Genomic DNA, 12,397 nt, shown 5'->3' on the forward strand with positions numbered 1-12,397 from the left:
ATAATGCTTTTTTATTTTAGTCTAGTCTAACAATTCATACCTTTGTATCTCTTTTGTTGTTTCTTCTTTTTTATCATTATCAACCCCAACAGTCACAAAGTTTACTCCAATAAATATAACCATGTAAAACAATACCAAGGCAAAGCCCAAACCCTTTAATAACTTCATTTTCTTTTCTCTACTTTCTTTTTTTGTGTTAGTCTTTTTAGTTTATCTTAATTATATATACTCTTAAAACCCAAGGGGTAAAAATCCCCCCTTACAATCCTACCATTTCATCAAGCCAGCTAGAGAAATTGTCTTCCTTTGTATCTTCCTCATTCCATTCAAAATCTTCCAAGTATGTTCTATTAGTGATTAGTTTGACACGTTTGTTTTGGTATTGGGGATCTAAATAGAATAGGGGGTCTCTTCACTATACAAGTTAGCGAGGACCCGAACTCTTTTCCTATACTCTACTCGTTTTATTGGACCACTTTTTGAGACAATTCTAGTGTATATGTTTTATACAATTGATGGCAAGTTTGATTCTCTCCTATTTTAATCAAGGAAACACAAGGTAAGACAAGTCCTGACCAGATAGACTCTAGTATTTCCTCACGATTTGAATGTTCTTCTAACTTGGCAACAATCTGAGGAGCCATCTTATAGTAGGATTCAATTTCCTCCTGACCACCATCTTTAAAAGCTAGATAAGAATCCCTGAATTTTCGCAAAGTCATCAATTCATCACAGTCATCTGCCAATCCCTTGTAAGTTACAGCTGCTTCTGTCAAATAACAACCTCTTTGTTCAATCTGATAGTAAGCATCTGGTTCACCAAAAAATCCAGTTTTAGAGCGCACATATCTCTCTGCATCACTCCTACGTTGTAAAACAGCTACTTCTCTTCCCTTACGATATACAATAAATTCCATTTCTTTTACCTCTCTATCTTACAATATTTAATAATTCCTCGTAACTTGAAACCACATCATAGATGTGCTGATCACTAATCAATCCAGCTTGAGCTAACGCTTTAAAATGAGCACGCGCACAGGCAATTTTTGCTTGCTCAGCTTGTTTTAATTGAAGACTAGACATAGAGCCTTTCGTTTCTGCAACAAAATAGATATGTTTGACACTACCTTCACGGAAGGCGATTGCCCAGTCAGGGTTATAGTTCCCAAGCGGAGTCGCAATACTGAACTTCCCTGGTAGCTTCACATAAACACGAACATCCTCGTATTGTTCCAAAGATTCTTTAAAGGTCTTCTCCGTATTGGAATCAACTTTTACAAAATTGTAAATCCCTTTTTTGGATTCAAGTAAGTGATCATCTGATCTGTTAGCAGTTTCAGGATTGTCATAAAACAAGTCCATATCATACTCTTCATTTAACACATTATACTGGATATGCTTGATAATTTGACTCGCTTTTTGTTCATTAATGAGCTTTGAAACCTTAAGAATAAACTCTTCAGGATTTTGTTTAAACTTGTCAAATTGGTAGACATAGATTTTACTTAATATTTCCGCAACCAATTTACGAGTTAAACCAGTCTGTTCAGCAATTTCCCCTAGTAAATCATATTTGGTCATAATCTGCGAATCCGTTAGATATTCTTGCTGACGATCATTCTCAGCTACTGTGAGATGGAGACCTTCTTCCTTACTCATCTCAGTAGCGCTTGCTTGAGTTATATGAAAGCTTGGTTTGCTAACGACTAATTTCTCATTGATATAGTCAACCGAATGTTTTACCAATTCCGCATCATCAAACTCTACTTGGTAACTCGTCTTACGATTGATTTGCTTCCAGAGATTTAAAAATTCTTTTCGGGCAATATTTTCTTGATTGACCTCATTTGAGAATTGAATTACCGCATTATTGGCATTTTCAATTTCATACTGTCCAGCATGATAAACGCTCTCCAATATCTCTACCAGCTTATCCTCATAACCTGCTAGTGTTTCAGACAGTTGTAACTGATGATTTTCTTTTGTAGTAAAATATTCTGCAGTCAATTGCCCTTCACGGTCTATATAGCCTTGTCGAATCAAATCAAAATGAATCGAATCTGCTTGTTCCTTGGTAATTCGTATTGTTTGACCTTCTTGATTCGTTAGAACTTTATTCGTAAAGAGAGTAACATCCACTTTTACAGGACGTTCTGCTAAGAGTTCTTTGATTTCTTCTTGTAGACTTCGAGCAAATTGATCATAACTTTCATTTGCAATTACTGTCAGTTTATTGATTTCATGAACATCATTTCCTAAGAGTTCAAAATCCTGACGAATTCCGTTTTGGTCAACTGCTAAACGCATACCACGACCGATTTCTTGACGTTTTCGAGTCTCTGCTGAAGATTGCTTCAGCGTACAGATTTGAAAGACATTAGGATTATCCCATCCCTCTTTTAGAGCTGAGTGAGAAAAGAGGAAACGAACTGGCTCTTCAAAGCTCAATAAACGCTCCTTGTCCTTCATAATCAAGTCATAGGCATCAATGTCATTTGAAAGATTATTTTTCTTTTCACTGGCAGATTTATAGTCCACAAAAATGGTCTTATCTGACTTCTTCACTTTATCTACCGAAAAGTAACCGGCATGAACTGAATTTCCTTCAAGATTAGCCTCCAAATATCGACGATAAGGAGTTGGTTCCTGTGTTTGGATAAACTGGTTTACTTGATTTCGATATTCTTCTTCAAAAATCTGAGCATATTCACCATTATAGGCATCATTATGTTCATCATATTGTTTATACTTGGCCACTTCATCGATGAAAAATAGGGATAATACTTTAATTCTTCGATTGTACAGTTTACTTTCTTTTTCGAGATGACTTTTTATAGTTTCTCGGATTTGAATTCTTCTGATGCTCGACTCATCCACTTCCCCTATCACTTCACCAACATGAAGTTCTTGCGTCACGCCAACTTGAAGTTTGTTCTCCCTTGCATCAAAGTGACTAAGGGTCATTCCTTTATAAGCAGATAAATTCCCTGATTCAGCGTATAAATCAAAGGGTTCTTCCACTACCTTCAATTTCCTTTTGACACCTGACTGCGTTTTTACTTCAAACTCAATTTTTGCTTTGGGTGCTCCTGTTTTTTGTGGAATGATTTCTTGTAGATAAAGATAGCCTTGTGTCCCGGTCGTCCCAGTTTGCTCAATAGCCTTAACCGCAATCTTTTTCACTAATTTTTGATTGTAAGCATCCATGGCATCCAATCTATAAACCATATCATGCTTTTCCTTGTGTGTAGCCGAATAGCGTAGCGTAAACAATGGCTTAAAATCTTTTAGTCTTTCCTTGGTCTGTTTCCCTTCAACAGACTGAGGCTCATCAATAATCATAATCGGATTCATAGCTGCCAATACATCAATCGGACGACGCCAACGGAAACTTTCCTGCTCAGAATGAATCCGTCGCGCATCTTTCCCTTTCGCATTAAAAGCTTGAGAGTTGATGACCATAATTTGAAGGTCTGACGAATTGGCAAAACTATCCAAATCACCTAAACGTGAAGAATCGTAGACAAAATAGCGTGGTTGTTTGCCATACTCCATCTGAAAGTGGCTTGACATGATCTGTAGAGATTTGAGAACTCCTTCACGAATGGCTACACTTGGAACGACAATGACAAATTTAAGCCAGCCATAGCGTTTATTCAACTCCATAATTGTACGGATATAAGTGTAGGTCTTCCCTGTTCCCGTCTCCATCTCTATGGAAAAATTATAAGCTTCTCGTCCAGCAATCATATCAATCGATAGTTTATCAGAAGGACGCAAACCATAGCGAGTTTGCATAGTATGAACATTTTCTCGTATACTTGCTTGACTCAATTGAATCGGTGCATTTCGATAAGCATCTAAAACCAAATCTACCTCATCTGACTTGAGACGACCTGGATCCGCCATATACTGAACTCCAGTATGTTTGGCTTGCCCTTGAAATAAATCTGCAATGGCACTAACCGCATCCAACTGGAATTGTTGTTTTTTAAATTGTAGTTTCATAATTTATTTTCTTCTTTATAATTTATTACTTTCAGGATAAAACCAAATACCAGATAAGAACTAATGGAATCAATATATATTGAAACCAAATAATGATTTTATTCCAACTAAAATCATGTCTCTTGATAAATTGCTCAATATAAAGAAAGGCATCTTTTAGGCAACACTTTTTCTTACCATCTTCAATTGTCTCTTCTGTTACTTTAGATTCCATGTCAGATTGCGAATTGCCTTGACCATATTTTCTCTTCTGATACTTTTTAGCATACTTGTGATCAAAATCTGAATGATTTTCATTTCCGCGTAGGCTAATTTGATACCTTGACATTATCTGTTGGTATTTATTAATTTTTTCATCATCACTAAGTGATTTTTGGAAAATAATTGATTTTAAATCAAGTAAAAAGTCTTCTAATTCTAACTGATGATAGTGTAATTTCAGAGCTCTCTCATTATAATTCAACTTAGCAACAAAATTCTGGACAAGCAAAGAATATATGGAAAACAAAGCCGACAAAGCTAATCTATCTTTATTTTCGGGATTTATTAGCGAATACACTAGTAAACCCGTTGACATTATACTCATTGCTAAAAAGATCAATTCCCATTTTTCAGCATACTCGTACAATCTTTTACTTGTATTAATTCTAGCTGCCCTTACAGTATCTATCGAATTGCATTTTAAATTAATCTCATAGTCTATATCTCTATCTTTAAAATCTAGAATTTCGCTCACATTACACCACCTTCACTTTTGTATGTGGTGATAATTCTTTGAAGATTTCACTTACGTTAATTTTATCTGCTGAATTGGCAAATGAGCTATCACGGAAAACGGCACGAAGTGGTTGTGCTTGAGCGATGTGACGGATTACTTCTTCTGATATTTCATCTTCGAAACAAGCCATGAGCGAACCTTGATCTACGTCATAAACTTCTGCTCCTGCTACCTTATCCAAATCAATGGCTAGTGACAGTTCCATTCCCCATGTCAGAATAACTTGGAAAAGTAAGTCAAGGCCAGTACGTCCTTCCTTGATATTGGATACACTATCAAATAGTTCTCCTTGAATAAATTGATCCGGTCTAGCTGAAACATCCTTAAAATTAGAAGAATCTAGTTTGTAAGCCTTAAATCCAAAGTCCTGCTTGTCAACCAACTCTGGATGCTCCTCTTGAATCTTGGCGGCAGCACGACGAATCCGCTCACGTGAAATTTGGTCAATGGTTTCATAACCTGCTTCTTTAGCAGCAGACTTATCTGCTACTTCCTCATCCAACGTACACAGAATAAACTTACGATTTCCACCATCTTCAGCATTCAGTTGCATGACTGCATCCGCCGTAGTACCCGAACCACCGAAGAAGTCGAGAATTACAGAATCTTGCTTACTAGAATATTTAAGCAAGTCTTTTACAAATAGTACTGGTTTAGGAAAATCAAAAAACTTCTTATTTTCAAATACTTTATTAAGTTCAGGAGTTGCATTAAAATTTGAAAATTCTTTAGTAATATAGTCCAACGTTGTATAAGGATTTGAAGGAACTACAGGATTATCATTATTATCACGATATTCATAAGATTTAGCATATACTTTCCATCGTTCACCTTGTTTTTTAAAAACTAAATAATCATTTTCTAATCCCCATTTAACTTTTTCTTTAGACCATCTGAATATTTTACTTTTATCATGAAAACCTTCACCTGGCCAAATTTCAGTCCCATCTGGTGCAGTTATAGGATAATTCAGACTATCTGAGTATTGAAGGCTCCCCTTGTCTAATTGTGAGATATAGTATCTACCTCTAGAATTTATAAACTCGTCTTCTAAAGGATATAATTTTAATCGTTCCTTCTCACTTTTTTCTCTTCTATTGAGCGTCAAATTATCAAAGTTTTTGGAATACGTTAATAAGTATTCATGATAAACCGAAGCGGTAGTTGAGTCTTGTTTTCCTGAATTTATAGTTCTTCTAACAAAAGTTGCTACAAAATTCTCTTCCCCAAATATCTCATCACAAATAGCTTTCAGATTAGCTTGTTCATTATCATCAATAGAGATAAAGATAACACCTGAATCTTTGAGGAGATTTCTTGCTAAGCGCAGGCGTGGATACATCATATTGAGCCAGTCTGAGTGATAACGGGCCGAAGTTTTTTCATTTTTTGTAAGCCCAACTACCTGGCGCCCTTCTTCATCCAAAAGTTCCATCTCTTCCTTCAACTCTTCATCTGTTTTTTGGAACTTATCAGAATATACAAAGTCTTTCCCTGTATTATAGGGTGGATCGATATAAATCATATCGATTTTTCCTAGATAGGATTCTTGTAAGATTTTCAAGACTTCTAAATTATCTCCAGTAATAAAGACATTTTCACTGTTTTCAAAGTCAACACTTTCATCAAGATCTGGTCTTAGGGTTTTAGTAGTTGGTCGCCCAGCTTCTGCAATAGCTTCACGCTTTCCAACCCAAGTAAACTCATAGGATTCTCGACCATCCACAATTTCCTCTGATAAAAACTGTTTAAGCTTCTCAAAGTCAATCGCAGGACGTAATCTGCCGTATTCATCCCTCTTTTCCGTCAGAACTTCAGGAAAAAGTTGACCAATTTTTGAAATATTATCTGTAAAAACATCTTTTGAAGTGAGAGTTAATTTCTCAAGTCCAGAGTTTTCACCTGCGTGCTGTGCTGTGCTGTGCTCATGGTAGTATCCTTTCTTAGCTTTGTCAAGCTTTTGTAATTTTAATTTTCTAACAAATTAAGTTGGCTTATCCTATCTTTGTAATGCTTCATTTTTAATACATTACAGCTTCATTTTATCAAAAATAAGGATTGAAATCAAAAGAGTTCTCTAATCTCAATTTCTGATTTTTCTTTATATTTATACTCTTCAAAAATCTCTTCAAACCACATCAACGTCGCCTTACCGTATATATGTGACTGACTTCGTCAGTCTTATCTACAACCTCAAAACAGTGTTTTGAGCAGCTTGCGGCTAGCTTCCTAGTTTGCTATTTGATTTTCATTGAGTATTATTATTTTTTATTCTTTACAGATTCAAAATAGACCTTTATTATTTTTCTAAAAAAGGAAAGCTCTGCGGCCTTCCTTCGTCTTACTTGCGTTTCTTCTTCGCTTTCTTCATTTTGTTAGCCATGCGTTTCATGGACTGTTTCATGGCAAATTCACCGATTTTACCTTTGAGTCCGCCACCAAACATTTGGCTCATATCTGGCATTCCTGCTCCTCCGAGAGCTGACAGGTCAGGCATACCGCCTTGTCCCATCATTCCTTCAAGGGCAGACATATCCATTCCTCCCATATTTGGCATATTTTTAGGAAGGTTGTTTGGATTGATTCCCATTTGCTTCATCATTTTGTTCATATCTCCAGACATAACACCCTGCATGAGTTGTTTAGCCTGGTTAAAGTCTTTAATGAATTTATTAACTTCGACAAATGTATTCCCAGAACCAGCTGCGATACGACGTCGACGGCTTGGATTTAGCAAATCTGGATTTTCACGTTCTTCAGGTGTCATAGAAGACACAATGGCACGTTTGCGAGCAATCTGGCGTTCATCCACCTTCATGTTTTGAAGGGCTGGGTTGTTGGCCATACCTGGAATCATCTTGAGCAAGTCTTCCATCGGCCCCATGTTTTGCACCTGATCCAACTGATCAATGAAATCATTGAAATCAAAGGTGTTTTCACGCATCTTCTCAGCCATTTCAAGAGCCTTTTGCTCATCGTATTCCTGAGAAGCTTTCTCAATCAACGTAAGCATATCCCCCATGCCAAGGATACGGCTAGACATGCGGTCTGGGTGGAAGGTCTCAATGTCCGTAATCTTTTCACCTGTACCAGTGAACTTGATTGGTTTTCCGGTAATGTGACGAACAGATAGAGCCGCACCACCACGAGTATCGCCGTCAATCTTGGTAAGGATAACCCCAGTCACTTCCAACTGATCATTAAACTCACGCGCAACATTGGCTGCTTCTTGACCAATCATAGCATCAACGACGAGCAGAATTTCATTTGGTTGAGCCAGTGCTTTTACGTCACGAAGCTCGTTCATCAAAAGCTCATCAATCTGCAAACGACCCGCAGTATCAATCAAGACATAGTCGTTATGATTAGTTTGGGCTTGCTCCAAACCTTGACGTACAATCTCAACAGCTGGTACTTCTGTTCCAAGAGCGAAAACCGGCACATCAATCTGTTGTCCCAGAGTTTTCAACTGGTCAATAGCCGCAGGACGGTAAATATCCGCCGCAATCATCAAAGGACGAGCATTTTCTTCTTTCTTGAGTTTGTTGGCCAATTTACCAGCAAAGGTTGTTTTACCAGCCCCTTGTAAACCAACCATCATGATGATGGTTGGAATCTTAGGTGACTTGATAATTTCTGCCGTATCAGAACCTAAAACGGCTGTCAGTTCCTCATCAACGATTTTAATAATCTGTTGCGCAGGATTAAGGGTATCAATGACCTCATGCCCGACTGCACGCTCACGAACTTTCTTGATAAAGTCCTTTACAACAGGCAAGGCAACGTCGGCCTCGAGCAAGGCCAAGCGAATTTCTTTGGTTGCCTCTTGGACATCAGATTCAGAGATTTTTCCTTTTTTACGTAAATTTTTAAAGACGTTCTGCAAACGTTCTGTTAAACTTTCAAATGCCATTTTTCTTCCTCTTATTCTCTATTATCAATGCTTGTTAAAATTTCTATCTGCTCCTGCAGAAAGTCATCCTTGGGATAGCGCTCCAAAATCTGATCAAAAATCTGACTGCGGACAATGTAGTCCGAGTACATGTGCAATTTCATCTCATAATCTTCCAGAATCTTTTCTGTCCGCTTGATATTATCATAGACAGCCTGACGACTGACACCAAACTCCTCGGCAATCTCAGCAAGGCTGTAATCATCAGCGTAGTAGAGCTCGATATAATTCATTTGCTTATCTGTCAAAAGCGCCGCATAAAATTCAAAGAGCGCATTCATACGATTGGTTTTTTCAATTTCCATAACTTTTATTATACCAAAAATTAGCCTAATCTACCACACTAGGAAGTCAATACAAGAAGATAGCTAGCAAAATTTGAAAAAATTTGAAAAAAATAAGAGCCTAGCCCCAAGTAATTTCCAATTGATAGCTAGCAAAGGGATGTCCCTCTTGATTTTGTAGTTGATAATCTAGTTCAATCTTTTGTCTATCAACTTGATAATGGCTCGTTTGGATGATAAACTCCTGCATGCCCATAGGTGTAGGAATATAGGCTAAACTATCACTATCCTTTAAAAAGCGCATAATGGTCTTGGGATTGGAAAAACGACTCATCACCAGTTCTTGACCATGAAATTTAATAACTACTTTTTCCTTTTCCTCATTATAGAAAAGCAGGTAGCTATAATCTCCTTTTTTATGCACTTCCACGTCATAAAGCTGGTCAATCACTTCCAACTGCTCATCAAACTGAATCGTATTTCGCATCCGAATCTTCACATCAGGTCCTCTTTCTTGTCTCTTGTCCTACTATTTTACCAAAAACTCTAGCTTTTTGCTATAATGGTCATATGAACGAAAAAGTATTCCGTGACCCAGTTCACAACTACATCCATGTCAATAATCAAATCATCTATGACTTGATCAATACAAAAGAATTTCAACGTTTGCGCCGTATTAAGCAACTGGGAACTTCCAGTTATACCTTCCACGGTGGAGAACACAGTCGCTTCTCCCATTGTCTTGGAGTCTATGAGATTGCTCGTCGCATCACGGAGATTTTTGAAGAAAAATATCCTGAAGAATGGAATCCTGCCGAGTCTCTCTTGACCATGACCGCGGCCCTCCTACATGACCTTGGGCATGGTGCCTACTCCCATACTTTTGAACATCTCTTTGATACAGACCATGAAGCCATTACTCAGGAGATTATTCAAAGTCCTGAGACGGAGATCCACCAAGTCCTACTACAAGTAGCGCCCGATTTTCCAGAAAAGATAGCCAGTGTCATCGACCATACCTATCCTAACAAGCAGGTTGTGCAACTCATTTCCAGCCAAATCGATGCAGACCGCATGGACTATCTCTTGCGCGACTCCTATTTTACAGGAGCATCCTATGGAGAATTTGACCTGACTCGCATCCTCCGAGTCATTCGTCCTGTCGAAAGCGGTATTGCCTTTCAGCGCAATGGCATGCATGCCATCGAAGACTATGTCCTTAGCCGTTACCAGATGTACATGCAGGTTTATTTCCACCCCGCAACACGCGCTATGGAAGTTCTCCTACAGAATCTTCTCAAACGCGCCAAGGAACTCTATCCTGAGGACAAGGACTTTTTTGCACGAACTTCTCCCCATTTGCTACCTTTCTTTGAAAAAAATGTGACCTTGTCTGACTATCTAGCTCTGGATGATGGTGTGATGAATACCTACTTCCAACTCTGGATGACCAGTCCTGATAAGATTCTTGCAGACCTGTCGCAACGCTTTGTCAACCGCAAGGTCTTTAAATCCATTACCTTTTCACAAGAAGACCAAGACCAACTCGCTAGCATGAGAAAATTGGTTGAGGACATTGGCTTTGATCCAGACTACTATACTGCTATTCATAAGAACTTCGACCTCCCTTATGATATCTATCGTCCCGAATCTGAAAATCCGCGGACACAGATTGAGATTTTACAAAAAAATGGTCAACTGGCCGAACTCTCTAGCCTGTCTCCTATCGTCCAATCCCTTGCTGGCAGTCGCCACGGAGATAATCGCTTTTATTTTCCAAAAGAAATGTTGGACCAAAACAGCATCTTTGCAAGCATTACCCAGCAATTTTTACACTTGATTGAGAACGATCATTTTACCCCAAATAAAAACTAGAAGAGGAATTTTATGAGTATTAAACTAATCGCTGTCGATATTGACGGAACCCTAGTCAACAGTCAAAAGGAGATTACTCCTGAAGTCTTTTCTGCCATCCAAGATGCCAAAGAAGCTGGTGTCAAAGTCGTCATTGCAACTGGCCGCCCTATCGCAGGTGTTGCCAAACTTCTGGACGACTTGCAGTTGAGAGACGAGGGTGACTATGTTGTGACCTTCAATGGTGCCCTTGTCCAAGAAACTGCTACAGGGCATGAGATTATCAGCGAATCCTTGACTTATGAGGATTATCTGGATATGGAATTTCTCAGTCGTAAGCTCGGTGTCCACATGCATGCTATTACTAAGGACGGTATCTATACTGCCAATCGCAATATCGGAACATACACTGTGCACGAATCAACCCTCGTCAACATGCCTATCTTCTACCGCACACCTGAAGAAATGTCTGACAAGGAAATCGTCAAGTGTATGTTCATCGATGAGCCTGAGATTCTCGATGCTGCGATTGAAAAAATCCCAGCAGAATTTTACGAACGCTACTCTATCAACAAGTCTGCTCCTTTCTACCTCGAACTCCTTAAAAAGAATATAGACAAGGGGTCAGCTATTACTCACTTAGCTGAAAAACTCGGATTGAACAAAGATCAAACCATGGCTATCGGTGACGAAGAAAATGACCGTGCCATGCTGGAAGTCGTTGGGAACCCCGTTGTCATGGAAAATGGAAATCAAGAAATCAAAAAAATCGCCAAATACATCACTAAAACAAATGACGAATCCGGCGTTGCCCATGCCATCCGAACATGGGTACTGTAAGAGGATATGAATAGACGAAAACCGCTCAGTTGAGCGGTTTTTATAGTAAAATGAAATAGGAATAGGACAAATCAATTTCTAGTAATGTTTTAGAAGTCCAGATACACTATTCTAGTTTCAATCTACTATAGTATCTAATTACATACCCCCTGCTGGAATCGATAAATAGAAAAAACCTTATTTTAAGGCTCTTCCTATACTATTTATCAATAACCCTCTTTTAGAGTATGTCCGTAAGTTTGAATAATTTGTTGTATATCTTTATGCCTTAGTAATCTTGAAACAGCCCATATATCAACACCTTTTGATAATAGACTTCCTGCGAAACAAAATATGGTAGAATAGTTCTATGAATTATGAAGCAAGTAAACAACTAACTGATGCACGATTTAAGCTCCTGGTTGGTGTTCAGCGCACGACTTTTGAAGAGATGTTAGCTGTATTGAAAACAGCTTATCAAGGTAAACACGCAAAAGGGGGACGAAAACCTAAACTAAGCCTAGAATACCTTCTTATGGCGACTTCAATATGTGCGAGAATATCGAACTTATGAACAAATTGCGGCTGATTTTGGTATCCACGAAAGCAACTTAACCCATCGGAGTCAATGGGTTGAAGTAACTCTTGTTCAAAGTGGTGTTACGATTTCAAGACCTCCTCTCAGTTCTGAGGACACGGTAA

The 12,397-nt window shown here is 38.3% G+C and carries 10 protein-coding genes and 1 pseudogene; 3 read left to right on the forward strand and 8 right to left on the reverse strand.

Translation table 11 applies throughout. From position 1 onward, the window contains the following. Nucleotides 1-21: 21 nt before the first annotated feature. The 8 genes from HT729_RS10650 to HT729_RS10685 all read right to left on the reverse strand — a co-directional run bounded on the left by HT729_RS10650 (nt 22) and on the right by HT729_RS10685 (nt 9,521). A complete protein-coding gene (locus HT729_RS10650) occupies nt 22-168 on the reverse strand; it encodes a hypothetical protein (protein ID WP_000770987.1) in 147 nt (48 codons plus the stop codon). Between the two features lie 296 nt (nt 169-464). Next, nucleotides 465-917 carry a CFI-box-CTERM domain-containing protein gene (locus HT729_RS10655; RefSeq protein ID WP_023936107.1) on the reverse strand — a complete coding sequence of 151 codons (453 nt, stop codon included), beginning with the start codon at nt 915-917 and terminating at the stop codon, nt 465-467. 13 nt (nt 918-930) lie between these two features. Then, the gene (locus tag HT729_RS10660; RefSeq protein WP_054388221.1) at nt 931-4,008 is read right to left on the reverse strand and encodes a DEAD/DEAH box helicase family protein; all 3,078 of its coding nucleotides are present in this window, start codon (nt 4,006-4,008) and stop codon (nt 931-933) included. 31 nt (nt 4,009-4,039) lie between these two features. After that, on the reverse strand, nt 4,040-4,744 hold the full coding sequence (locus HT729_RS10665) for an SLATT domain-containing protein (RefSeq protein WP_054388222.1): 705 nt from the start codon (nt 4,742-4,744) through the stop codon (nt 4,040-4,042). Nucleotide 4,745: 1 nt separating this feature from the next. Continuing rightward, nucleotides 4,746-6,512 carry a DNA methyltransferase gene (locus tag HT729_RS10670; protein WP_172932005.1) on the reverse strand — a complete coding sequence of 589 codons (1,767 nt, stop codon included), beginning with the start codon at nt 6,510-6,512 and terminating at the stop codon, nt 4,746-4,748. 615 nt (nt 6,513-7,127) lie between these two features. After that, nucleotides 7,128-8,699 carry a signal recognition particle protein gene (ffh, locus tag HT729_RS10675; RefSeq protein ID WP_172926400.1) on the reverse strand — a complete coding sequence of 524 codons (1,572 nt, stop codon included), beginning with the start codon at nt 8,697-8,699 and terminating at the stop codon, nt 7,128-7,130. A gap of 11 nt (nt 8,700-8,710) precedes the next feature. Beyond that, entirely contained in the window at nt 8,711-9,043 is a 333-nt protein-coding gene (locus HT729_RS10680; RefSeq protein WP_000402066.1) for a putative DNA-binding protein, read from the reverse strand. A 100-nt stretch (nt 9,044-9,143) separates the two neighbouring features. After that, nucleotides 9,144-9,521, reverse strand: coding sequence for a DUF1934 domain-containing protein (locus tag HT729_RS10685; protein ID WP_023934199.1), 378 nt, complete (start codon nt 9,519-9,521; stop codon nt 9,144-9,146). 71 nt (nt 9,522-9,592) lie between these two features. On the opposite strand from HT729_RS10685, the gene HT729_RS10690 reads away from it, so the two are divergent. From HT729_RS10690 to HT729_RS10700, 3 genes and pseudogenes are all read left to right on the forward strand, one after another. Then, complete coding sequence (locus HT729_RS10690) at nt 9,593-10,897, forward strand: HD domain-containing protein (RefSeq protein WP_138703275.1); 1,305 nt, start codon at nt 9,593-9,595, stop codon at nt 10,895-10,897. A gap of 12 nt (nt 10,898-10,909) precedes the next feature. Then, complete coding sequence (yidA, locus tag HT729_RS10695) at nt 10,910-11,716, forward strand: sugar-phosphatase (protein WP_023936120.1); 807 nt, start codon at nt 10,910-10,912, stop codon at nt 11,714-11,716. Between the two features lie 349 nt (nt 11,717-12,065). Continuing rightward, a pseudogene (locus HT729_RS10700) lies at nt 12,066-12,397 on the forward strand (transposase family protein); the annotation flags it as partial.

This window comes from Streptococcus sp. 79, from assembly GCF_013277425.1.
GTDB classification, from domain to species: Bacteria; Bacillota; Bacilli; order Lactobacillales; family Streptococcaceae; genus Streptococcus; species Streptococcus pseudopneumoniae.